21 protein-coding genes and 1 tRNA gene are annotated in these 25,210 nt (G+C 41.6%); 17 read left to right on the plus strand and 5 right to left on the minus strand.

Annotation, left to right across the window (positions count from 1 at the left end; translation table 11 throughout):
* The first annotated feature begins 440 nt into the window (after positions 1–440).
* From ACOYVE_RS12250 to ACOYVE_RS12295, 10 genes are all read left to right on the plus strand, one after another.
* The gene (locus tag ACOYVE_RS12250) at positions 441–4,481 is read left to right on the plus strand and encodes a PQQ-binding-like beta-propeller repeat protein (RefSeq protein WP_422882227.1); all 4,041 of its coding nucleotides are present in this window, start codon (positions 441–443) and stop codon (positions 4,479–4,481) included.
* A gap of 228 nt (positions 4,482–4,709) precedes the next feature.
* Positions 4,710–7,145, plus strand: coding sequence for a hypothetical protein (locus ACOYVE_RS12255; RefSeq protein ID WP_422882228.1), 2,436 nt, complete (start codon positions 4,710–4,712; stop codon positions 7,143–7,145).
* Between the two features lie 188 nt (positions 7,146–7,333).
* Positions 7,334–8,149 carry an ArdC family protein gene (locus ACOYVE_RS12260; RefSeq protein ID WP_422882230.1) on the plus strand — a complete coding sequence of 272 codons (816 nt, stop codon included), beginning with the start codon at positions 7,334–7,336 and terminating at the stop codon, positions 8,147–8,149.
* 126 nt (positions 8,150–8,275) lie between these two features.
* Positions 8,276–8,446 (plus strand): hypothetical protein, encoded by a 171-nt coding sequence (locus ACOYVE_RS12265; RefSeq protein WP_422882232.1) that lies wholly within the window; start codon positions 8,276–8,278, stop codon positions 8,444–8,446.
* On the plus strand, positions 8,421–8,945 hold the full coding sequence (locus ACOYVE_RS12270; RefSeq protein ID WP_422882234.1) for a hypothetical protein: 525 nt from the start codon (positions 8,421–8,423) through the stop codon (positions 8,943–8,945). Before ACOYVE_RS12265 ends, ACOYVE_RS12270 begins: the two co-directional genes overlap by 26 nt.
* A complete protein-coding gene (locus tag ACOYVE_RS12275) occupies positions 8,923–9,384 on the plus strand; it encodes a hypothetical protein (protein WP_422882235.1) in 462 nt (153 codons plus the stop codon). The genes ACOYVE_RS12270 and ACOYVE_RS12275 overlap by 23 nt, the downstream gene beginning before the upstream one ends.
* 552 nt (positions 9,385–9,936) lie before the next feature.
* Entirely contained in the window at positions 9,937–10,716 is a 780-nt protein-coding gene (locus ACOYVE_RS12280; protein ID WP_422882236.1) for a hypothetical protein, read from the plus strand.
* A gap of 1,213 nt (positions 10,717–11,929) precedes the next feature.
* Complete coding sequence (locus tag ACOYVE_RS12285) at positions 11,930–12,685, plus strand: hypothetical protein (RefSeq protein ID WP_422882238.1); 756 nt, start codon at positions 11,930–11,932, stop codon at positions 12,683–12,685.
* Between the two features lie 114 nt (positions 12,686–12,799).
* On the plus strand, positions 12,800–13,120 hold the full coding sequence (locus tag ACOYVE_RS12290; RefSeq protein ID WP_422882240.1) for a hypothetical protein: 321 nt from the start codon (positions 12,800–12,802) through the stop codon (positions 13,118–13,120).
* Positions 13,121–13,244: 124 nt separating this feature from the next.
* Entirely contained in the window at positions 13,245–14,168 is a 924-nt protein-coding gene (locus ACOYVE_RS12295) for a tyrosine-type recombinase/integrase (protein ID WP_422882242.1), read from the plus strand.
* A 203-nt stretch (positions 14,169–14,371) separates the two neighbouring features.
* On the opposite strand, the gene ACOYVE_RS12300 is transcribed toward ACOYVE_RS12295, so the two are convergent.
* Positions 14,372–14,444: transfer RNA gene (locus ACOYVE_RS12300), tRNA-Thr, on the minus strand.
* 138 nt (positions 14,445–14,582) lie between these two features.
* Here ACOYVE_RS12300 and ACOYVE_RS12305 point away from each other — a divergent pair.
* A complete protein-coding gene (locus ACOYVE_RS12305) occupies positions 14,583–15,368 on the plus strand; it encodes a TrmH family RNA methyltransferase (RefSeq protein WP_014856084.1) in 786 nt (261 codons plus the stop codon).
* Here the strand turns inward: ACOYVE_RS12305 and ACOYVE_RS12310 are convergent.
* Positions 15,365–17,248 carry a putative porin gene (locus ACOYVE_RS12310; protein WP_014856085.1) on the minus strand — a complete coding sequence of 628 codons (1,884 nt, stop codon included), beginning with the start codon at positions 17,246–17,248 and terminating at the stop codon, positions 15,365–15,367. The two genes, ACOYVE_RS12305 and ACOYVE_RS12310, sit on opposite strands and share 4 nt — an antisense overlap.
* Before the next feature lie 209 nt (positions 17,249–17,457).
* Here ACOYVE_RS12310 and ACOYVE_RS12315 point away from each other — a divergent pair, with 209 nt between their 5' ends.
* Positions 17,458–17,739 carry an HU family DNA-binding protein gene (locus ACOYVE_RS12315; protein WP_014856086.1) on the plus strand — a complete coding sequence of 94 codons (282 nt, stop codon included), beginning with the start codon at positions 17,458–17,460 and terminating at the stop codon, positions 17,737–17,739.
* Between the two features lie 47 nt (positions 17,740–17,786).
* Here ACOYVE_RS12315 and ACOYVE_RS12320 read toward each other — a convergent pair whose 3' ends face one another.
* Positions 17,787–18,287, minus strand: a complete 501-nt coding sequence (locus tag ACOYVE_RS12320; RefSeq protein WP_014856087.1) for a hypothetical protein — start codon at positions 18,285–18,287, stop codon at positions 17,787–17,789.
* Positions 18,288–18,343: 56 nt separating this feature from the next.
* On the opposite strand from ACOYVE_RS12320, the gene ACOYVE_RS12325 reads away from it, so the two are divergent.
* The 4 genes from ACOYVE_RS12325 (at position 18,344) to ACOYVE_RS12340 (ending at position 21,803) form a co-directional block, all read left to right on the plus strand.
* Entirely contained in the window at positions 18,344–19,330 is a 987-nt protein-coding gene (locus ACOYVE_RS12325; protein WP_014856088.1) for a YpdA family putative bacillithiol disulfide reductase, read from the plus strand.
* 76 nt (positions 19,331–19,406) lie between these two features.
* Positions 19,407–20,642, plus strand: a complete 1,236-nt coding sequence (gene serA, locus ACOYVE_RS12330; protein ID WP_422882245.1) for a phosphoglycerate dehydrogenase — start codon at positions 19,407–19,409, stop codon at positions 20,640–20,642.
* 80 nt (positions 20,643–20,722) lie between these two features.
* Entirely contained in the window at positions 20,723–21,289 is a 567-nt protein-coding gene (locus ACOYVE_RS12335; RefSeq protein ID WP_422882247.1) for a thioredoxin family protein, read from the plus strand.
* Between the two features lies 1 nt (position 21,290).
* On the plus strand, positions 21,291–21,803 hold the full coding sequence (locus ACOYVE_RS12340; RefSeq protein ID WP_014856091.1) for a TlpA family protein disulfide reductase: 513 nt from the start codon (positions 21,291–21,293) through the stop codon (positions 21,801–21,803).
* Positions 21,804–21,825: 22 nt separating this feature from the next.
* Here the strand turns inward: ACOYVE_RS12340 and ACOYVE_RS12345 are convergent, their stop codons facing one another.
* On the minus strand, positions 21,826–23,025 hold the full coding sequence (locus tag ACOYVE_RS12345) for a purple acid phosphatase family protein (RefSeq protein ID WP_014856092.1): 1,200 nt from the start codon (positions 23,023–23,025) through the stop codon (positions 21,826–21,828).
* 14 nt (positions 23,026–23,039) lie between these two features.
* The gene (locus ACOYVE_RS12350; RefSeq protein ID WP_014856093.1) at positions 23,040–24,377 is read right to left on the minus strand and encodes a deoxyribodipyrimidine photo-lyase; all 1,338 of its coding nucleotides are present in this window, start codon (positions 24,375–24,377) and stop codon (positions 23,040–23,042) included.
* A 122-nt stretch (positions 24,378–24,499) separates the two neighbouring features.
* On the opposite strand from ACOYVE_RS12350, the gene ACOYVE_RS12355 reads away from it, so the two are divergent.
* Positions 24,500–25,135 (plus strand): response regulator transcription factor, encoded by a 636-nt coding sequence (locus ACOYVE_RS12355; RefSeq protein WP_422882249.1) that lies wholly within the window; start codon positions 24,500–24,502, stop codon positions 25,133–25,135.
* The last annotated feature ends 75 nt before the right edge of the window (positions 25,136–25,210 follow it).

Consider the following 25,210-nt stretch of genomic DNA (forward strand, 5'->3'; position numbering starts at 1 on the left):
TGCCATAAAAAAAGTCAAGACCTTTAACTTCCAACAAAAAATCCTGCCAATACAGCCTTCCTGTACCGGGTTCCAAGAGAGTCATATGGAGTCCCTTTGGGTTTCACTGCGAGCCCACTCACTTTATTATTAGCTACTTTATCAAAGAAATTAAAAATATCATTGTTATGAATTATATTGTTGATACTGTATTGTAATTCAATTATTTTCGTATTAAAGCATCTTATGGTTACGAATATAATTATGACTTTTGAGGGTATTAATTTTTATCGTAGTAACAAGTCTTATAAAGGAAATCTCTCAATATATTCCCGCCGGGATACCATATTAAATTCTGTTTCTAAGTCAGCCGATAAGATTATAAATACAATGTCTTTATATAAAACTGTTCATATAATAATTGTAAAAGTCTTATTCATCAATAATAGAGGGATTATCTTATGAAATCAAAATTACCGTTAATCACATTTATCTTAATATTAATTGGTTATAATATACTCTACGCTCAGGAATCATGGGCTTTACTCTGGACAGGGAATCACTCCAGTTTTGTACATTCAGTTGCTTTCAGTCGAGACGGAAATATGGTCGTTTCTGGAAGTTATGATAATACGGTCAAAGTCTGGGATTCTTCAACTGGAAGTTTACTCTGGACGGGTAATCACTCTGGTTATGTATATTCTGTGGCCTTCAGTCCAGACGGTAGCAAAGTAGTTTCGGGAAGTCGTGACAATACAGTCAAAGTCTGGGATTCTTCAACTGGAAGTTTACTCTGGACAGGGAATCATTCTCATAGTGTATATTCAGTTGCCTTCAGTCCAGACGGAAGCAAAGTGGTTTCAGGAAGTGGTGACAATACAGTCAAAGTCTGGGATTCATCAACTGGTAGTTTACTCTGGACGGGGAATCATTCTCATAGTGTATATTCAGTTGCCTTCAGTCCAGACGGCAGTAAAGTGGTTTCTGGAAGCTATGATAATACGGTCAAAGTCTGGGATTCGTCTACAGGAAGTTTACTCTGGACGGGGAATCACTCTGGTTATGTATATTCTGTGGCCTTTAGTCCCGACGGAAGCAAAGTAGTTTCTGGAAGTTGGGATAATACCGTCAAAGTCTGGGATTCGTCCAATGGAAGTTTACTCTGGAAGGGGAATCACTCTTCTGGTGTATATTCAGTCGCCTTCAGTCCGGACGGTAGCAAAGTGGTTTCCGGAAGTTATGATAATACAGTCAAAGTCTGGGATTCATCAACTGGTAGTTTACTCTGGACTGGGAATCACACTGGAGTGGTATATTCAGTCGCCTTCAGTCCGGACGGTAGCAAAGTAGTTTCTGGAAGTGATGACAAGACAGTCAAAGTCTGGGATTCATCAACTGGTAGTTTACTCTGGACTGGGAATCACACTGGAGTGGTATATTCAGTCGCCTTCAGTCCAGACGGTAGCAAAGTAGTTTCTGGAAGTTGGGATAATACCGTCAAAGTCTGGACTAACCAAAAATTAATTCAGGTTAAAACCCCCAACGGCGGCGAAGTATTTGCACAAGGGACAAATAGGGACATTACTTGGTTCTCAGCAAATGTTACTCTTGTTAAAATAGAATATTCAACTGATAACGGACTAACCTGGCAAACAATAAAAGATGTAATTTCCGGAGCATTAGGAACGTATACATGGACAGTCCCTTCAGTTGTGGCAAATAATTGTAAAATAAGAATAAGCGATTATAACGATCCGACATTATTTGACGTTAGCGACGGTAATTTCACCATTAAAGAAGTAAAGGAGGAAACCTGGTATAAATTCTGGAGCGGAAGTCATACGGGGCAGGTTAATTCGGTGGCTTATAGCAAAGATGGAAAATTTGTAGTTAGCGGAAGCGATGATAAAACAGTAAAAGCGTGGGATGCAAAATCCGGCATAATGCTCTGGACCGGTGACCATGATGGGGGTGTGAGTAAAGTGGTAATTAGCCCGGACAGTACAAAGGTTGCTTCAATCGGAGACGATTATCTGATAAAAGTTTGGGATGCCACCAGCGGCAGTTTGATTTGGTTAAATGCGCATTTAGGTAAGATAAATGATCTGAGTTTTAGCAACAACGGCAGCAAAATAGTTACAGCGAGTCAAGATTATACTTTGAAGGTCTGGAATGCTTCAAATGGAAAAGTATTGTGGTCAGGCAGCCATAATGGGAATGTAAGTTCAGTGGCATTTAGCCCTGACGATTCTAAAGTTGTCTCGGGAAGCAGTGATTATAATGATAGAAAAGTTAAATTATGGGATGCTGTAACGGGAAACTTAATGTGGGAAGCTAATCATGGCGATAATATTAAATTCGTAATATTTAGTTCAGATGGCAGTAAGGTTTTTTCAATGAGCTCTTATAATAAAATCAAAGCATGGGACGCATCATCAGGTAATTTGAAATGGGAAAAAGAAATTTCTAATGATATAAGATCCGTAAGTGTGAGTCCCGATGGCAGTAAAATTGCCATTGGAACATATGGCGCTATTATAATGTGTGAAACATTAACTGGAAATACTATCTGGAATGGAAAATTAGATGAATCCTATACTCAAGTAAGCTCGATAGATTTTAGCTCTGATGGTACTAAAGTAGTAACTGGAACTTCTAGGGGCGCTTCAATATTGGACGCCGAAACAGGCAAAGTGTTATGGAAAGAAAATACTTATAACGGAGTAAGTTCAGTTGCTTTTAGTCCCGATGGAACTAAAGTTTTTTCTGGCGGAACCATGTGGACAAACAAGAAAACAATAAATTTACTATCCCCAAACGGAGGAGAGTCAATCTTAGCCGGAAGCGATTATGATATTACTTGGGAGACCGATGGAATAAAAAATATTAAACTGGAATACAGCCCAAACAACGGCTCTATCTGGAATGTAATTTTATCAAGCACAGATGCAAATACGGGTAAATATACCTGGAAAGTTCCGGTGATTAATTCGACTTCATGTAAAATAAGAATAAGCGACGTTGATTATCCTGAGATAACGGACGTCAGCGATGGAACATTTAAGATACTGAAGAAAAGTCTCAAGATTGTATCACCCAACGGAGGTGAGACTCTGCCTGCAGGAACCCAGCAGGAAATAAAATGGAGCGGCGAGAATGTCGCCAAGCTAAAGATAGAATACACGGTTGACGATGGTAAAACCTGGCTGATAGTCGCAGACAGCGCGTCCGGAAGCGCCGGGAAATATAGTTGGGCGGTGCCTGTGATAAATTCGAGTTTATGCAAAATTAGGTTAACCGACCTCGAAAATTCGACGATAACGGATATAAGCGACAATAATTTCACAATATTAACTAAGACTGTACAGCTTACAAAACCCAACGGAGGAGAAGTCTGGACATCCGGCACGGAACAAGAGATTGCGTGGTCAAGCAGCAATGTAACAAATATAAAGCTAGAATACTCTACTAATAACGGCGTAAGCTGGAAGGAAGTTATTGCCAGTGTAGCTGCCAGCACGGGTAAATATAAGTGGGTTGTACCAACGGTCAACTCGGACAGTTGTTTGGTGAGGGTAAGCGATGCGGAGTATCCGTCAATATCTGATAGAAGCGACAGTATGTTTACGATAATAACCAAAAGCTTGCGCTTGAAGCAGCCGAACGGGATAGAGGTATGGACGGCGGGAATGGAAAAAGAAATTCTCTGGGAGAGTGAAAATGTATCGGTACTAACGATAGAATATACGACGGATAACGGTGCAAACTGGAATATGATTTCAGACAGCGTTGAGGCTGACTCGGGCAAGTATACATGGATGACGCCGGAAATAAATTCAGAGATGTGTAAGATAAGGATAAAGGATGCGAAAGAGCCGGTGATATTTGATGAGAGCGATGAGACGTTTACAATACTGATAAAGACGTTAAAATTAACAAAACCCAACGGAGGAGAAGCCTGGACATCCGGCACGGAACAAGAGATCGCGTGGTCAAGCAGCAATATTCAAAACGTCAAGTTAGAATACAGCTCGGATAACGGAACAACCTGGAATGAGATAATGGCAATAACGTCGGCAGGTTCTGGCAAATATAAGTGGGTTGTACCAACGGTTAACTCGGACAGTTGTTTGGTGAGGGTAAGCGATGCAGACGAACCGGGAATAACGGACATTAGCGACAGCGTATTTACAATCGAAGAATCCACGGTGGAGGTAGCCGAAGAAATAATACCTACGGAGTACAATTTATATCAAAACTATCCGAATCCATTCAACAACAGCACAATAATTAAATATGCATTGCCGGAGAATGAAACAGTAACAATAGAATTATACAACATACTCGGTCAAAGAATAAGAACGCTGTTGGATGGAGTTTATAAATCAGCCGGAACCTATGAACTAATGTTCAATGGAGATGGTTTAGTAAGCGGCACATATTTTATCCATATGCACACATCAAAATACAGCAAAGTTATTAAAGTGAATTTACTTAAATAGCCTACTTTCCAAAAAAGAAGGGCTGCCGAAGTAAACTGCCAGAGGACAGCCCTTCTGCCCTCTTATAAACCAATAAAACTGCATATTCAGAAGAGTTTAAATTAAAGACGCTCCCGCCTTTGTAACCGGGTTCCAATAGAGTCATATGGAGTCCCTTCGGGTTTCACTGCGAGCCCCCACCCCCCTTTCGTAAAACAATCCCATAAAACAAACTAACAGGAGGTAACTATGCGTAAAAGGCAGTTAAACTCTATTTCCTCAAACGAATCAATGGGTCATTATCGACCCATTTTTTTTGCCCTTCCGGAGTTCAAAGTAAAATCCGTCGACTTCGAGTCACGCTTTTTTGAAGAGGGAGATCTGTCCTTGGAGATATTAAGCGAAGGGTATTCCTTCGCATACTTGAGGGAAGGCAAATTAAGAACCGTCAAAGCTGAGACAGACGAAGGCGCGGTAAGCTTCGAGGATTTCTTAAGGCGCTTCAACCTTGAGGCGGAAGCCAAAAACATTTTCAAAGCGGGCAAGTACCTAAGCCGAATATTTCGCCCTACAAGGTACGCCGCCTGGTACGAAGAGCTTAGCCTGTATGTCAATGCCAGGGAAGGCAAAGACGTTGACGGGATAAGTCTGGTGTCAGTCAAACTTGCAAAAGACTTAGGCTGGCATAAGGCCAAGCCCGGAATGTCGGGTCAGTTTACGCTATTCTGCAACAAAGGCCTGATTAAGGGTCACTGCGTTGTAAGCGACAGGATAACTAGCGATGTGGTGATCTACAGCGAGAACGTCAAGGAAGAGATTAAACTCACCAAAGACGGTCTTTACTACCTCGCCATTGAGCCTGTGAAATTAGGCAAGTCTTTACGTCTCGATATCCAGACAATGCTTAACGTCTGGGAGATGTTCGGCGAAGAACAATTTTTCAAGTGGACGCTCGACGGCATAGAGGCATATGTTAACGACTTACTCCAGGGCAAACTTGCTGAATATCTTGACGATGTCGAAAGCAAGACCCTCGAAGAGATAGACCAAGAGGGATGGAAACTCAAGAAAGCGATCTACCATGGCATCGACTACAGGCAGTATCCTGGACTATTCCGGTCTGCTTGGACAATGTACCGCAATGCAATATTACGCATACCTGAAGATAAGTCCGGTATGCCGGTATTTCACATACCTGTGCTTGGAGGCTTTAGAGCTTACATCAGACCGGACTTAAGAGACCACGATGAACATGGCAACTTTGAAATTCCCCCGGAAGAGAAAGTTGCGCTTGACAAATACGGCAATCTCTGGATATCAGGCAAAGACAGGATAGAAGACCTTCTTCAAATCTTAGGCGGAGGCGATTGGGACGACGGCGTAGGTATTATCCCGCTTGCCGGCGGTAAGGCATTAATTTACCGCAATCCAAACCAGAAGGGAGAATTTACTATCGAAAAACTTGAAAGCGAAGTTACGCCCAAGAAGCTTTATACGCTCAGGAGCGAGATAAAGCAAAAGAGACTTTTAAGAGAGGAAGCAAAGAAGGACGAGGTTAAAAACAGCCTGATTGCCCTCTACAAAGAGATAATGCCAACCTATGCTGAGGAGAGATACGACCGTTATAATATCATGCGGACGTACAGCAGGATAAAACATAACGGCAACTCCATTGGACTTGTAGCCAATGCCGAGATGATACGATCTTCGCTAAAAATAAGCGACGGCAGGTTCGGCAGAGTCTTGATGGGATTTAACTGGAATCTTGAACGTGTAATAGACTCCACTGTCAAGGAAGGGGTATCGGCAAGCGACGACTTAGATCAAGTAGAGCGTTTTTACAAATTCATCGCTGAGAACAAAATTAAGGTGTCCGAAGCCTTAAGACCCCGCATTCCGGAGAAATACCGCATGAAGACAGTTTTTGTAAAGAGTAAGCTCGACGAGCTGCTTGAGGCGATAAAATACGTTGTGGCCGATATGGAGATTAAAATGATCGGAGACGGCGTAGTTGGCAAAGACAGAATACCCGGATACATAGATAAGATTGTGGTTCCGATAAAAGAAATCATGCTCAACAACCTTGAAAATCCGATGGTAAGCCTGGCTGTCGAGATGTTGAAAGAATACAACTCTGAGATAGCAATGATACTAAGCAACAGGAAAAACCAGCTTGAAGACGTCGGAGATAAAATCAAGGCAGTACAGCAAAAACTTGCCGAGGAGTTTACTCAGTATACCCGTGAAGAGCAAATCGCAATAGTTCTTGCCTGGGCTGAAGAGATCTACAAGTCTCCTAAGTTTGTTCACGACAGTATCCTCTGGATAAACGGAACGACGGCAGATGTGATGATTGAGATGCTGGCAAATATCGGCATAGGGCTTCAGATCAAGAAGAACGGCACGGTAAAACGTTACCGGGAAGTAAGAAAGGCGGAGCTTGGTCTAAAGGCTATCCGTCTTTGGGACCGCCAGGAGCTTAAGAGCGAAGATTTTCACAATGCAACGGAGATCTTTGTTGACGGCTCGCAGGCATTGCTGGGAGATAGAACCCTCAACGTTGGCGATGAAATCACCATCCCTGACGGAATCTACAAAGTAAAATCCGTCAACCGGGCTTACAGCAAAAAGACCGGCAGAACGCTTAGGAACAGTATCGAGGTCTTGGTAGAGCTCAACGTTTAATTCTGAGTACGTAAGCGCTCTAATTCAAATAAAACTCCGGCGCAGGATAAGAGGCAAGGGAATCTGCAGTTTGCCTCGCAACACACACACGCCTCCGCTCGCCCTCCCTCCGCTAAGGGGGCTCGCTCCGAGGCTCCGCCTTATCCTTAAGGTTTGGAAGAACCGGAAATAAAAAAGGAGGAATACCAATGAACCGGAGAGAACTCTACGAAAGACTCACATCTCAAATAATATCAGATCTTAAGAAGGGAATAATCCCGTGGCGAAAGACCTGGAAGGTGGAACTTCCGGCAAATTACCTCACAAAGAAACCCTACCAGGGAATAAACTTTCTTAATCTCTTAAGATGTGAATATCCCACTCCGTATTATCTGACCTATCTTCAATGCAAAGAAAGAGGGGGCTACGTAAAGAAAGGAGAATCTGGTCATCTGATAATCTTCTGGTCGGTAAAAGAGGTTGAGGAGGGGGATGAAGTCTGCAAGGTTCCCATAGTGCGTTACAGTTACGTATTTAATCTTGCTCAGACGTCGTTGTACAAAGGAGACTGCGAAGAGATAGAGCTTAGGAGCTGTCGGGAGATAGTCGACCGGATGCCGAACCCTCCGGAGATAAGATACAACACGAGCCGGTGTTATTATAATCCGGCAGAGGACGTCGTATCGATGGTTCCCAAGGAGAACTTCATAAACGTCGAGGAATATTACTCGGCGCTTTATCACGAGTTAATCCATTCGACGGCGCATGCCGGCAGGTTAAACCGGGGGTTTATGGAGGATTACGCATACGAGGAACTGATAGCCGAGATAGGTTCTGTCTACTTAAGCGGTCTTAGCGGCATCATGCCCCGCACGCTGAAGAATCAGGTCTCATACATTGGCACATGGCTTAAGATGATAGAGGGCAACCCAAAAGTATTGCTTAGAGCTGCGGCCGAGGCTCAGAAAGCGGTAAACTACATAACTCAAACCAAATCAAAGGAGGAAGAACCATGCAAACAATAATCGGAGTTATAATCTGTCCGTGGTGTTATCTGCCCTTTATAGGTGGAGACGACAGCCGGGAGGAGTTCATATGTCCGCACTGCAATCGGCGTATTAATCAATGGGACATAGAAGAGGAGCTCTCGGGTGATGTATAGTCCGAAGATAAAAGAGGAATACGTAGTGGAGTTATATCGCCTGAAGTTAAAGACGGGCAGAGCAATGACGAAATTAGTCAACGAAGCTATAAGGGAGTATTTAGAGAAACAGAAAAAACAAGAGGAGGAATCAAATGGAAGAGAAGAACTTTCTGGATGAACTGTTAATGGAAGTCGAGACCCGGGAGTCGGAGCAACAGCTGGCCTACTGCGACATGTTAATCCTAAGGGCAAAGGAGTTAAAGGAGAAGATGGAGAAGAATCTCAGACAAGCAGAGGAGGAAAAGCGGATAATAGAGACGTGGCTGATAAGCAAGAACCTTGAGTTGGAGGAGAGGTATGGGATGATAATAAAGAAGTTAGAGATGATAATGACGCAGAGGGGAGAGAAGACGATTGATTTGCCGCACGGAGTAATGAAGATCCGTAAGATGCCCGACCGCGTAGAAATAGAAGACCTAGAAGTATTTATGAAGAACGCAGGCGAAGAGCTTGTGACGGTAATACCCGAGCAGATACGAGCCGATTTACAGAAGATAAAACAATATATAAAACGAACTCAAAGAATCCCGGCCGGAGTAAAGTATATAGAGGGACGGGAGGAGTTCAGACTAAAAATAAAAGAGGAGGATAACAATGACACAAAGAGCCAAACTTGAATTGCCGTTGAATCGCCCGGCGGAGATCGAGCTTCTATATGATGAGCCGATAACCGGCAGATCGCAGTACGGCGACTATTACATGTATGCGGTACTCTACGAAGGAGAAGAATACACGTTCTTTGCGCCTGAAGAGGTACACAATCAGATAAAGAACCTTGGTAAGGGAGGCAGAGCCGTCATCACGAAATTTGCCGCCCGGCGGGGCAGTAAGATGGCTGTAAGTTATGACGTCAGTCTGCCCGATAAGCCGAAGAACGAGGAAGAGGAGTCTCGCGATGAGAGTACGCCGGATAAGCTCTATGACTTGCTGCTAAAGTCTTATGAGGATGCAATCTCGATGCAGAAACGCTTAAACGGAATAATCGACATAGAGAAGGCTGCAATAACGCTCTTTATAGCTCGCAGCCGCATCAATGCAAATACCCACCTTGAATAAACTCCCGCCTTAATACCACTCAATGCCCGGGCAGCATAAATTAGACTGTGATACCTAATGGCAAAAAAGATTTGGTCGCTTCTCTTTGGGGGACCTAGAAGTATGGAACACTTTTTGCAAAGAATTGTATAAGAAAACGAATTTATGAATAAGGATGAGGTTGCCTATGAAACAGGTCTTTGACATTTTGGAAGACTTGCAGGGTTTTTACAGTCCAAACTGGCAGACTTATCTAGCATCTGGCAGTTTTATGTAAATACTCTGAAGGCGATCATTTCTTAGAACCGAGAAAATATTATATTAATCTTTCTTATGTTTGATAAATTATACCTGTCTGTTATAACTATAAACTTCCCTCATCTCTCCTTGGACTTACTTGCCTGATTTAATGAGCCGTTGCCATAGTCTGACGTATTAGTGTAGTAAGCTTTGTGTAAAAAAGGCAGGGTGGAGTACGCTCTATTGTAGGCTGCTTTAAGGGGATGGTTGGTTTACTCCGGATAACTTTCCTATAGTCAACACTCTAACCAATCACAATTAAAAAGGAGCTTAATGAGTAAAACAAAAACCCAAACTCCTACCAGGCGCGTAAAAGCGCTTAGTAAGGAAGAAGATGTTTTTGCTCGTTATTTAAGAGAGCAAAGAAGTTTCTTGTTTAATCCGTATTTAGAAATTGATAACGAACTGGGCTATAATAAGGTTGTTGACGGAATTGTATCGAAGTTGTTACAAGACTTTTCAAAACGCGGAACGTACAAAGCGGATGTGCGGGAAAAGTATCTGAGAAGTCTTGTGGTTAATTTAATCTTTAGCATATATAACCGGAAACTCTTGGTAATATCGTTGAACAGCAAAGATTATAACAAAACCGAAGATGTTGATTTCAAGGGATTGACTTACAGGTTGCTTTTACAGAACTATGAGATGCTAAAGAAGAAGAAATATATTTATGAGATCAAAGGAAAGTGGGATGGCGTAAACAGTTTGAGGACGCGTATCTTTGCAAGCGAACGTTTCCTGAAGTTGGTTGAGGAGTTCGAAGCCAAGAACGGAATCTATCTTAAGGGGTTCATTAAAGAAGTGATTGTAGGTCGGAAACGTTACAAAGTCTATCAGGAAATCTTTAAGGATGCGAAGTATCAGGATAATTTCAGTCGAGTAGTCCTGCGCAAGCGAACTAAGAGCAGAAAAAAAAAGAGAAGGAATGAAGAAGAACTGACTCCCAGCATCCTGAGCGCTAATGACCAGAAATCCGTTAAAAAGATGGAGCGAGAACTAAAGAAGTACAACCAATTCGCTTTACGGCATAAGGTCTGGTTGGCGTTAGTTTAGCAAGCGCCATCTGAATACAAACCAACCATCTCCGGGCTGATAACATTATCCGTTAGGCAGTTTATGCGGGTATGAGCGCATGACGAGGAAGCTTAAACAATAATGAGTCTTGCTGCAGTGTCGATACTTACCTGTTAATATTGAATGAGCTGATCCACTCCTCCCCCCACCCCCCCAAAAAAAAAAGGACTCCCCCCCTCTATGCAAAGCGGATGCCGTCACTGAAAAAAAATATGTCTACCGGGGGAACTGTTGTTGACGCTGACCGATGAAGCAAAGAGTCTGTACAAAGCCGCAGTCTTTGCGGAGGCGAGAGATGCAGCCCTAGCATAGTACATAACAGACAGATAACGCCGGTGTATGTAAACGGGAATGTGATAAATGTAGAGTCCGGGACAACTGACCTTCCCCCCCAAAAAAAAAAATGCTACACTCGCTACTGTGTATCAGTGGAAGGTGTATATATATATATGCGTGTGTGTGGATAAGCGCAGTGCAACGATGCGTTGATGTTACAAGTGCGCCAAGAGGTGATGTAAGCCGCGTTACAATCGCTGAGATATGTTTGCGCTTGCGGAAGTGTTAGAGAGGAGAGAGAAGGTATCAGCCGGGCATTAAGCTAGTGGCAATAAACGAGGCATTTGTTACTAGAGTGGTAGAAGAGGTAACGCCGCGAGTTAGTTAGCATGTACGGCGGTGTGTGTGAGCAGCAGCAGACGTGTTAGCAAGAGAGAGGCAAGGAACGTAATTACAAGCGAGCAAAGAAGAGGAGTGTTTATGACAAGGCTATGGAGAGAAGTGCAAGTACGCGGCGTAGGATGTTCAAGACGGGAGTGACACGTGGAGTGCGTTGCGAAGAACGGGAACGCGCGCATGAGAGAGTGTGCACAAGCGCAGGAAAGGTGCAGATGCAAGTAACCAGGAGTAAAGCGAGGTATTCAGGAAGAAGTAAAGACAGCGTATGTGTGCGACGACAGGCAAGGCGTAGAAGAGGAAGAGAGAGAGCGACGGGCACAATGTGCTAAGAGACAAGCAATCGAGAGAGACACAGAGCGCGTGAGCCACGTTGTAGAGAGAGGCCGTGCGCCGGAATAAATAAAGTACGGATGTATTCTTAGCGTCTTATATACCATATACTAATAACTTTTCATAGTCTCGTTTGCATAGCGGCATTCTTAATCAAAACTAATTTAACAACAATAGGAAAATATCAATGAGATATACCAAAGAAGAATTAAGACATGCTAAACGCACACTGAAAAAGTGGCAAACTCTAAAAGATAATAACAATGTTGTTCACGTACCAGATGACGAGGCAATCGCTTGCATTGAGTTAGAACCACAGCTTTATCGTGTGTTTACTATTGACAAAGATAAGAACCTGGAAAAAGGCGGAAGATTTTACGGCGCTCATTATCAAAGGTTAAACGAGGAAGAACGCGCGAGAATTTTAATCAATAATGAACCAACCGTAGAACTGGATTTCGGCTCTTTGCACATCAGTATGTTGTATCACCGCGAAGGACTTGAATGTCCGGAAGATCCTTACAAGATAGAAGGCATTCCCGAGTATGCGCGTCCGTTGATCAAAAAGGCGACCAATATAATTATTAACGCCCACAGCATAGTGAATGCTAAGACGTCATTGAAAAATAACGTTATAAAAGACAGCGAGCTTCAAAATATTTTAATGAGGTTAGGCAATATAACTATCAATACAATAATCGAAATGATTAAGGAAGCGCATTCGGCTGTGTCGAAATATTTCCACAGCGATTGCGGCGTCAAGCTTCAGAAAGATGATTCGGATATAGCCTTCGGCGTTATTAAACGTTTGATGAAGAAAAATATACTTGCGCTGATTGTGCATGACAGCTTCATCGTTCAGAAAAAGCACGAGGACGAGTTGCGGAAAGCAATGATCTTGGAATACAAGAAAAAATTTGGTAAGAGTCCTGTTATTAAATAGTCCTTTGTAATTACACTCTTCTTTAAGCCATCTTTAATTCCCCGGGGCTAATAACACAGGGCTCCGGGGCCCCCTAATAATAAACTAAAACCCAAACACAAAAAACGGAGGTGAATGACAACTGAAACTCCTAATGAGCTTACGCTCTTAAGCAGGCCCCAAGCTGCAAAGCTTATGGGGATAAGCCTTGATTTACTGAACAGTCTGATTGAAACCGGGAAGCTGAAATTTATTCTTGTCGGCAAAAGGATAAAGATCCCGTGGTTGGCAATCAGAGAATATATCCTCAATAACATGACTGATATTAAGAGAAGCGACGACGAAGTTATACAAATTAACGATATCGTGATTGAAAACGGTTACGATCGGCGTGTGTATTCATCCTTTGACTCTGAAAAATATCTCGAAGAAATTAGGGAGGCAATAAATGGCTAGTCTATACAAGAAGGGTAATTACATCTACATCAGCTGGTATGACTTCATAAAGCAGAAAAGGCTGAACAAATCTCTTAAACTTACGGCGACGAGCACTAACTGGAAGAGGGCCGAGAAGATTAAGATGGCCTTGGAAAAGAAACTCGAAGCCGAGAAAAACAAGTATTCTGTGGCGGGCATTAGGCAGATTACGATTGCCGATGCGTTTGAACATTTCCTGAGCAACAATCGTCACAAGCACCCAAAGACAATCAAGGACTATTACCGGTTTTACAATTTGTTTAAGGAGACTTTTCCCGAAGACCAACCTTGCGGCTTGATAACAAAGATCAAAGTGGAAAGTTGGCTCAGCGAAATTAAACTCCTTAAACAGAAGCGCAACTCAATATTCGGCTACTACAAACAGCTGCGGCATTTTCTGAACTTCCTCTTTGAGTACAACTACGTCCCGATGTTCAAGATTAATCGGGACGTAGCTCCCAAACCTGAAATTGTAGAGAAAATAGTCTTTCACAAAGAAGACTTGATAGCCATATTCAAGAATCTGGATGACAAGAACAATAACTTCAAACTGCTAATCTACCTTCTTTATTACACCGGACTAAGATCTTCCGACATTCTGAATATCGACCCGGAGAAGATTGACTTGAAAAGGCGGGAGATGGTTTATTACTCTCCGAAGAGGAAACTAAGCAGGCGTATCGCATTCCACGAAGCTCTGCTGCCCGTCCTTGCTGAAAGGCTTCAAGAGCGTAGAGACGGGCGTCTCCTTGAGTACGGTACCGTAGAAGCGGTTCAGCGGGCATTAAGCCGGTACTTCAATAAGATAGGCATCGATTCTCGGGATTATTCCTCGAGGACATTCCGTAAGAGCTTCATAACTTTGGCAAGGAAGTCCGGCATGGACGAAAGCGTTGTCAAAGAACTGGTAGGACATAGTCACTCTTCGACGACAGACAAATTTTACAATCGGATAGACACCGACGCCATGAGGTCAGAACTGCGTAAGTATCCCACGATAGAGAAGCTTTCCAAGGAGGGTGGATAACCGTGTTAAAAAAGGATGCGGAGTCTTAAGTTGAAGTAACCTGATTACTTCAGTCTTTTAAAGAAGACGTCCGCATCCTAAACTGAAGTACAAATTGAAGTACATCAGTTAGAGTCAATTCCTTGAAAGCCGGTGAAATTGTGGAAAATGTCTCGGATAGGGCATAAAAAAAGCCCGAAAACAAAGGATTTTCGGGCTACCAGAGCTGGCGAAGGGACTTGAACCCCCGACCTGCTGATTACAAGTCAGCTGCTCTACCAACTGAGCTACGCCAGCATTAAACAAAAAACCTAAAGTCAGCAGCTCTACCTCCGTCGGTTGACGGAGGAGCATTCAACTTTTTAAAATTGACGTCTGCAAATCTACTAAATTATCCTATTTGAGTGCAATATCGAACGGAATTTTTTTTTATCTTTGCCGACAAGTATAAATCTTACAACTATGACCAAAAACGAACTGAAATATTATTCATCGCTACAAAAAAAGAAATACCGAAAAGCGGAGAAAAAATTTCTTGTAGAAGGGGCTAAATTAATCCGTGAAGCTATTGATTCGGAATTTCGATGCGAAATTGTATTCTATACTAATCAGTTTGAAGAAAAATTCGGTGAGTTCCAGGAGTATCTCAAAAGCAAAGGATGTAAGTCGGAATTAATATCCCAAAAGGAATTGGAAAAACTGAGCGACACGGAATCGCCGCAAGGGATAATCGGAATCTTCAATGAAAAAACCGACTTCTTATCGCACTCAAACCCTAAATTCCTGCTGGCGCTCGAAGATATCTCCGATCCGGGAAATATGGGCGCCATTATCAGAAATGCCGATTGGTTCGGACTGAAAAAAATTATTGCAAGCAAAGACTGCGCGGAAATTTATAATCCGAAAGTAATAAGAGCCTCGGCGGGGTCGGTTTTTCATTTGGAGATTTTATACTCTGATGATTTTTATGAATTTCTTTTGAGACTCAAACAAGAAGGGCATAGTATTCTTACGGCGGATTTGAATGGCGAAAGCGTTTATGAATTTACGCCCGGAGACAAAATTATATTGACTCTTTCTAACGAAGCCAAAGGACCGTCCGATAAATTGAAATCGATTACGGACAATTCAATTACAATTCCGGGACGCGGTAAAGCGGAATCGTTGAATGTAGCTGCGGCGTCGGCTATCCTGATTTCGGAATTGGCTCGTAAAATTTAATCGAAAAATTCCCACGCAACACCGAATCTTACCGAGCGCTCCTGCTTGGGATAATAGGGAACTATGAAGTATTTGGAGTTTAGCAAATTCTCGAAAACAAAATAGAGAATGGCGCGCTCCTGCAATTGACCCGCCAGGAAAAAGTCGATTTGATTCGAGGACTTGAATAAATAATCGTCGTCTTTGTAAATCGGCCAGGAAGCCGAAATCATTTTTTCTAAATCATAATAAATGCCCGGTCTTCTTCCGTAGATGTAAAAATTAAATCCGGTTTTTAAATTAAGATTATTATTGAAGAGGGTGTCGACGTAATAGATTCCTCCCGTCGATATGATTTCCGGAAGACCGAGCGAATTTCTTCCTTCCCGGTTGAAATAATAACTTGAATTGGTTTCGAACAGAAATTTCCAGAGCTTTAATGAGGCGCGTAAATTCGCGCCGTCTATTAAAATATTCTTGGAAATGAAACCGGATTCTGTCATGATTAATCTATTCTTGATATCCTTTCTAAAGTATGAAGCTTCGGCGTTCATCAGAGGAGAATAATAAGATAATTTGATTTCGACATTATGATAGATTTGTTTGTCGGATTCGCCGAATAAACTTTTCTCGTACGGATTATACGGTTTGCTGAAATTCGAATAGCCTGCGTAGAATATAAATCCTGACAAAATTCTCAGACTGAAATCCGCTCCGTATCCCAAATGGGAATCGCCGTTGTAATTCAGGTATTTTCCGAAGAACGAAAGTTTGAGTTTTCCTCTCATTATTTCCGTTGCGCCGATTAAAGAGGAAGCGAGAACCGTTAGTTTATCCTCGTCGATAAGCGGCGACGAAAAAGAAGTATATTCAAACTGATTAATCGAAAAGAGTTTGAAGGCGCCAAAGTTTAGCGACTGGTTGTAATTCAAACCGGCGCTCATCGAACCGTTGTCGCGAATTATTGTGTCTATGCCTGATTGCGTTATAAAATATGTCGTATCGTTTTGTCTGTATTCGTTCAGATGCGAGCGCAGAAAGAACGAAATTTTATACGGCGCATTCGAACCCAGGTAGGATTTTATTCCCGCGTCGAAGTATCGAAGCGTCGACTTTTGATACCTATAATAGAAATTAACCGGCGCGAGTATCGGATTATAAATTACGGGATTTTCATAGTCGAAAGGCGATGAAACGGCGGAATCGATATTTACTCCGCCGTTTAACTGCGTAATTGTTTTGGAATATTTATACGATAAAAATGTAAACGAGGAATCGTTTAATTTGTAACGGGCTCTCAGCGCAAATGACCAAAGCCCGTAATCGCTGTTTGGATAGCGGGGGCTTGTGCTTTGATTTGTAAGTTCAAACGATATATTTAATTTTTCCGCAAAGTTAGAACTGAAGTATCCGTCGATAAAACCTTCGTCGTATGGCGCCTGATAATAACGCAATCGCGTATACGGTCTTTCATGCAAATATTTTCTTGATACGAAATTTATTGCTGTGGAATTATTATTCGCGCCGTATAAAAAACCTCTCGCCAGAGGAATTAATTCGATTTTCTCGAGGCTTTCGGATTGGAATAAATTTAAGTCGAAGGCGTTAAAGATTCGGTCGTTAAGAAAAACTCCGTCGTTTAAAACTGAAATATTATTAAAGCCTTCTCCATATAAAATATATTCGCTCGGCTGTCCCACCGTACCCAGATCTCTCAAAAATCCGAAAGGCATTAATTTGAAAAAATCGCCGGGGTACCTGTAGTCGGAAAAATTGATATATTTTTTTGAAATCGAATTGTCGTTTATGTCGATTAAATCGTCCGTCTTGTGAAGAGTGGAGTCCGTTTGTCCTTTGATAATCACAAAAGAGATTATAACCAGAGCTAAAATTCTTCTCATCGTTCTTATTATTTTCTTAGTGCAAAGATAGTTTTAATTATTTAATCAAAAAAGCGTGAAATCTATTGATTAATTATTAGCCTTTGACATAAATCAAAATGTTGATAAAAAAGACAAAAAATGTTTGTTTTAAGTTGAAAAATTGTTAAATTTTGTACGTCTGCGAAAAGCAGGAATGTAAAACATTCAATAATAAAAGGAGTAATCCTATGCCAATGACAAAGAGTCAAATTGTAGACCACATGGCAAAGAAGACCGGGCTTACAAAAAAACAAACAGCTCAGTTCTTGGAAGAGTTTATAGCTCTGGCTTACAAAGAAGCTAAAAAAGAGTTTCTTATTCCCGGTCTGGGTAAAGTAGTTCTTGTTAAAAGAAAAGCTCGCAAAGGAAGAAATCCCCAAACAGGCGAAACAATTAAAATTCCTGCAAAGAAAGTTCTCAAATTCAGATTCGTTAAAGCAGCTAAAGACGCTATCCTGGGAACAAAATAATAAGCTATCTTCGCTTTTACTATATCTTTGTTAAAAGAGGCTGATTTTCAGCCTCTTTTTATTTTCCCTCTATCGGTTTTAATTTTGTTTAACAGCTCGTTGTAAAGTTTTTCAGGGATGTTGCGGAGAATTTTAGTCGATAGTTTTTGGAAATCGCCGACGTGCGAATAAAAACCGACCGTAACATTCTGCGATTTATCATGAAGATAAATAGGACGTGTGGGAAAACCGCTGAAAATCCCCCCTTTCAATTCGTCGATATTTTTGTAATGAATGATTACCTTCTTTTTGCTCATAAAAAAGTCGCTGCACACCATCTTTTCGTTGTCCGCTTCGATTACAAACGGAAAAAGACGGTAGGTCTTTATGAAATATCTGTTGATGATGTAGATTATCAATCCGTTTATTGCGGCGGGAAAGACGAAATACCATTTCTCGGTTATGAAATAAACCGAAGAGATAAAATGAATCGAAAGAAAGAATGTAGCTATTATATTTCCGTATCGATAAATTATGCGAGCAAAAAAAGAATAACTGAATTTTTCCATTTCGTTTTTTGTTAATGTTTCGAATAACCAATTGTTAATATAGAAAAAAATATTGTATGAATAAGACGACTTACGACGTAATAATAGTGGGAGCCGGTCCGATCGGAATGGCATGCGGCATCGAAGCTTCCAAAAGAAAATTAAAATATCTGATACTCGAAAAAGGATGCCTGGTAAATTCAATTTATAATTTCCCCGTCAATATGACGTTCTTTTCGACGTCCGAAAGGCTGGAAATTGGAGGCGTGCCCTTTGTGTCCCACGGCACGAAACCGACTCGGAGGGAAGCCCTCGAATATTACAGACGCGTAAAATCCGCCTGGAATCTTAAAGTGAATTATTTCGAAAAAGTTGAAGAAGTCTTGCGCGGCAAAAATCTATTCGAAGTTATTTCGGATAAAGGAAAATATCGCTGCAGGTATCTGGTGTTGGCTACGGGATATTACGACCACCCCAATCTTATGAACATTCCGGGCGAGAATCTTCCTAAAGTATTTCATTACTATAAAGAGCCGCATCCGTTCAACGACCAGAAAGTGGCAATAGTAGGAGGAGGAAATTCCGCAGTCGACGTAGCTTTGGAGACATTCAGACACGGCGCCGAAGTAACTATGATCGTCAAAAGAAACTCGCTCGATAAAAATGTAAAATATTGGGTAAGACCCGATATCGAAAATCGAATTAAAGAAGGAAGCGTCAAAGCCTTCTTCAACGCAAAACTTACCGAGATAAAAGAAAAAGAAATTGTAATCGAACAAAACGGAAAAAGAATTACTCTGGAAAACGATTTTGTTTTTGCGATGACCGGCTATCATCCCGATTTCAAGTTCCTTGAAAAAACCGGCGTTGAATTCGAAGGAAGAAAATTGAAAATTCCATCAGTAAATTCTGAAACGCAGGAGACAAACATCCCTGACCTTTTCCTGGCTGGAGTCGTATGCGGAGGCATGGATACGGGAAAATGGTTTATCGAGAATTCGATTGAACACGCAACCAGAATATTCGACGCGATAGAAAAAAGAATACGCGGGAGAAGAAAATAATAGAAAGACTTTTCTATTGTCTTTTATCCGGCATATATTTGTAGAATAATTTTCAATTTAATTGCCGGTTAAAACGATGGGGAAGACCTACTCGCTTCCGAAAGAAAAAATCAAGATTTTGCTGCTCGAGGGCGTGCATCCCAAGGCCGTCGAATATTTCAGAAACAACGAATTCAGCAATATCGAGTATCTCAAAACGTCTCTTGAAGGAGACGAATTAATCGAAAAAATCCGGGACGCCCACATTATCGGCATTCGTTCGCGCACGCACCTGACCGAAGACGTATTAAAATATGCAAAAAAATTGTTTGCCATCGGATGTTACAGCATTGGCACGAATCAGGTTGATCTCGATGCCGCGCGTATGAGAGGTATTCCTGTGTTCAATGCCCCTTTTTCGAATACGCGTTCAGTGGCGGAACTTGTAGTAGCGGAAATAATTTTTTTGATGAGAGGTATAGCCGAAAAGAATATTCTGGCGCACCAAGGCTTATGGCTTAAAGAAGCAAAAAATTCGTACGAAGTGCGCGGTAAAACTCTCGGAATTGTAGGCTACGGGCATATCGGTTCGCAGGTATCGATTCTCGCCGAAAGCCTCGGCATGAATGTCTATTATTACGACATAGTAAAAAAATTGAGTCTCGGAAATTCCAAACCGTGCGACAGTCTTGACGAACTTCTGAAAATATCGGACGTGGTTACTCTCCACGTGCCTGAAACGGAACTGACGAAAAATATGATCGCTCATGAACAACTTAGTCTTATGAAAAAAGGCTCTTATTTGATAAACAGTTCGCGGGGAACGGTAGTCAATTTGAACGACCTGGCAGAATTTATTGAGTCGGGTCATATTGCCGGCGCCGCCATCGATGTTTTCCCCGAAGAACCCGTTTCCAACGAGGAAAAATTCGTTTCGATTTTACAGAAATTCAATAATGTGATATTGACTCCCCACATCGGAGGCAGCACGTGCGAAGCGCAGGCTAATATCGGATTGGAAGTTTCAGAAAAGCTGGTTCAATACTGCGACGTCGGCTCGACGATAGGAGCGACTAATTTTGTGCAAATATCATTGGCGCCCAATATAAATCGTCAGCGGTATCTCCATATCCATCACAATAAACCCGGCGTAATGAACAAGATATCAAAAGTTTTCACCTCGCGTAAATTGAATATTGCGGCTCAGTACCTTCAAACCGATCCTTACATAGGATACGTAATCATCGATATCGACAGCAGAGAGATGAGCGGAGAAATTATGAAAGAATTAAAGGCAATTCCTGAAACTATTAAAACAAGGATGTTGTTGTAATGATATCTCGGCGTTATAATTTGACATCGAGTATTTTAAAGAATATCTTACGCAACCACATCACAACAAGAGAGGTAAAGATGAAAAGCGCATATAAATCATTTGTATTGCTTGTAATGTTTTTCTCGGCTGTAATTACTACTTCCGGTCAAAAAGCGGAAAATTTCAAATTAAAGGACTACAACGGTAAAGAATACCGGCTGAGTGATTTCAAAGACTCAAAAGCAATAGTAATTATGTTCATTGCCACGCAATGCCCCGTTTCGAACGAATACAATTCCAGAATGATAGAACTCTACAAGGACTACAAAGATAAAGGCGTTAGTTTCGTCGGCATCAATTCAAACAAACAGGAAAGCGTGGAAGAAATTAAAGAACACGCAAAAGAAAACGGGTTCGAATTCGTAATCCTCAAAGACGAAAAAAATGTGATCGCAGATAAATTCGGAGCTTCAGTAACCCCCGAAATCTACGTTCTGAACGGCGACTTCGAAATTTTGTACCACGGAAGAATTGACGACTCGCGAAAAGAAGACGAAGTTAAAACTCACGATTTGAGAGTAGCTCTCGACGAAATTTTAGCCGGCAAAAAAGTTTCAAATCCCAAAACAAAAGCGTTCGGATGTACAATAAAAAGAGTAAACTAACATGCGCAAATTAATCCTGGTTGTTTTACTGACATTAATACCAGCGACCTTCTTTGCCGAAAGCAAACAAAAAGATACGGCAAAAGAGGTCAAAATTGTTGCTATTAATAAAGACGGATTAAACAAGGTTATTAAAAACAGGAAAGGGAAGGTTCTCTTTCTGAATTTATGGGCTACTTGGTGCATACCGTGCCGCGAGGAAATACCCGACATCGTGAAATTAGCGGGGGAATACGAAGACGTTGAATTTATCGGATTGAGCGTCGATTTTCCGGAAGACGTCGACTCCAAGGTTATTCCCTTTCTGAAATTTAATAACGTGCTATATACGAATTACATTAACGGTTTCGAAAACGACGAGGAGTTGATAAATTTTCTCGACGAAAATTGGAACGGCGCATTGCCCGCTACGTTGATTTACGACTCCAAAGGAAAAAAGACTTCATTTCTAGAAGGCAAAAAAACTTATAAAGAATTCAAGGAAGAAATCGAAAGAGCAAGGAAAAGAAAATAATCCTTGCTCTTTCCCTAATAAATTATTTCTTCAGTTCGAAATGGTCGTAAAGCTCGCCCGTAACCGTATAGGAATTATAAATCAATCTGTCGCCTTGTATGTCGATTACCTGAAAAAGTTGCGTGAAAGTTCCGAGTTTGGCGATTAAATCTTTGTACATCGGATTTGCAGGATACTGTTTTGGGCCTGATACGGACGTTACATATACGGTTCCTTTCGATTCGTCGTCCGAAATTTTGCCGTTATATATTTTATATGTCCTGGCATAAGTATGATCGTGACCCTGCAAAACGAGATCCACATTAAACTTGTCGAAAATCGGCATGAATGTTTCCCTTATATCCTTATTGTCTCTTCCTTCGCCCGTTGAATAGACTGGGTGATGATACGTTACGACTGTCCATTTGTTAGGATTGTCGGATAATATATTTTCAAGCCATTCGGCCTGATCTTTCAGGCGGTAATTTGTGTTGAGCACAATAAACCTTACGCCCTGGTAATCTACATAATAAACCGATTCTTCCAATCCTTCGGGACCGTTTTCGGGCAACGTAAAAAGACTTTGCCAGAGCGGATATTTGTCGGTTTTTTTCTTTTTACCGTCTGCCATTTCAAAATAGAGGTCGTGATTTCCGATGGCCATAATCGATGGTACAATCCGGTGAATGAATCCCGTGGCGTCGAACCATTCTTTCCACATCGACTCGTCTGGCAGGTCTGTTAGATCGCCCGCAAAAAGCCAGAAAGAAGCTTCGGGCGCGGTCATTAAAGCTTTTCTGAATACTCTTGCCAAATCTTCGCGGATTCCGTTTTGAGGGTCGCCGAAATAAACGAATCGGAAAGGTTGATCGGTATCGGATGCGGTTCTGAATTGATTCCATTCGCTCGTTACGGAGTCGTAGCCCACCCTGTAAACATAAAGCGTATTCGGTTTCAAATCGTTCAGTACCGCCGAATACGTATATGACAAATTGCCTTTGTAATTCAGTTCGTTCATTTGCGCCGGAGTTTTAATAGCGCTGTCTTTGAATTCGATCCACTTTGTCGCCTCTGCCAATTCTACAAAACTATTGTCATGGCTTTCGTTTGTATGCCAGGTTACGGCGATACTCGACGAGGGTTGTTCGGTCAGATTAAGAATAATTCTGTCCGGGGCGTCAATGTGCTGCGCTTTCAGAAAAGCGACGAAAAGCAGGAAATAGATTAATGTTATTTTTTTCATTACGAACCTTTCTATTATTTGAAAACGTTGATTGTGTATTTACTAACGTCAAATTTTCTTTTGCAGCCCGCATAATTCATATACCTAATTTTCCCGAAAACGGGTCGCTCGCTCCAGGCGCGGTCGTGAACGCCCCCGATAGACCATGCAATGCCTGTATATCCGTTAGGGTCGCGTCCGTCGAGTTCGTGCTTGTCGTTTAGATAGATTGCATATTTAAGCGCTTCTTCGGGCGAGTTTGTCCATTCCAAAATTTTCTTAGCCCAATACATTCTGAGATAACCGTGCATTTTCCCTTTTGTCTTCATTTCAAACTGGGCGGCGTTCCACAGCGAGTCGTGAGTTTTTCCTTCTTCGAGTTCTTCGAGCGAATAGACGTATTCTCGTTTGTCGCGGCGGTGTTCGTTAAGCGTCTTTTGAGCCCATTCGGGAAAACCTTCGAATGAATCGTATTTCTTGTTATAGTAACAAAAATTGTCCGACAATTCTTTGCGCACTATCAATTCTTCGAGAAAGCTTTCTCTCGATTTAGAATGCTCCGTTCTTCTGAGTATTTCGAGCGCAATACGCTGAGCCGATATGTGTCCGAAATGGAGATGAATCGATAAATTCGAAAGTGCATTTTCGTTCGGATCGTTCTTTTTGTCCGAATAAAATTCCAGTTTGCTTTCGATGAAGCTATCGAGAATTTCAAAAGCCGCCTCTTCGCCGGGCAAAATCCAGTCGATTTCTTGCACGCTCGCATCGGTTTTAATTTTTAAGTTTTCCCAGTCGTTTTTAATGTTTGTAAATTCATTGACGGGCATTTTTTTCAACGGCGGAAAATCGTCCATAAACTCGGGGAGAAGTTTCTGAATTTTGGGTCTGAATGTATATGCGGCAAATTCCTGCTTCCCTGAAGCCAGAAAACAAGGAACGATATTATGCGCGTCGACGTCGTAAAACGGAATTTTGATTTTTGAATGAACTTCCTTTTTCCACTTCCTGGTAATTCTAAGAGGATTGAAATCCGTGATTAATTCCGAACAGCCCGATTCCTTTACAAACGCCGGAATTGTAACTGCGGGATTGCCTGAAAGAAGTTTGAAACCGATATTCAATTTCGACAATTTTTTTTCGACCTGTTTCAATCCGTTTATCATGAAAGAATATTGACGCAGCGAGGCGCCCAAGAATTCCGGAACGAGATTGAAAATTACAATCAGGGGCAATTGTCTCTCCTTTGCTCTGTGATAAGCAAACAGGAGCGCCCAGTTGTCGTATACTCGCTGGTCTCTTTGCATCCAGTAGATGACAGCGCCGTTTTTGAGCTCGGCGTCTTTCAGTTTCCGCACTCTTTTGGGAAGAACCATATCCGTCCGTATCAGATTAGATATCAAAAATAAAAAAAGAATTTAAGATACAGAAAATCATACCTGCTTGTATAATTTAAGGAAATTTATTAATTTATACTCAGTCTAAATAAATATTATATATGAAACCGATTCTGATATTAATTGCAAACAAATTTTTTCTGACAAATTACGCTATAAGCTGTATTCTGCAGGATTTGGAAGGCATGAAAGTGACGGGAGCGCAGGAAGAAAAATTAAAGGACGAAATACGTTCCCAAAAGCCCGATATGATTATTGTGGAAACGGATATGTTAAAACAGGACAGCGTGCGGTTGATGAAAGAGATCAAGGAGGAATTTCCGCGTCTGAAAATCATGGCGTTAGTCGACTCGGAAGACCTGTTCAATCTGAAGCGTCTGCTCGACCTTGGGCTGGACGGCTATCTGTCCAAGTCCGTCACTAAAGAAGAATTGCAAAGAGCGGCATTAAAAGTATACAACGACCAAAAGTACTACAGCCAGGATATTAGCCGAAAAATATTTGATCCCGAATTTAATAGGACGCTTTCGGAAAAGCTGAGTGAACGCGAGTACGAAATATTGCGCCACATAGCGGAAGGATTAAATAATAAAGAAATAGGAAGACTGCTTTTTATCAGCGAGTTTACCGTTCTTACTCATCGCAGGAATATTATGCGCAAGCTTAATGTAAAAAACACGCCGCAACTTATTGTCGAAAGCATCAAGAGGGGATTAATCAGCATAGGAGATAATTAATACTAAGTTTTTAGTATCATTTTACTAAGAATGATGTATTGACGGAGGCGAAGAGTTCTATTAGTTTTGTAGTAA

The sequence above is a fragment of the Melioribacter sp. genome (assembly GCF_049325435.1).
Classification (GTDB): Bacteria; Bacteroidota; Ignavibacteria; order Ignavibacteriales; family Melioribacteraceae; genus Melioribacter; species Melioribacter roseus.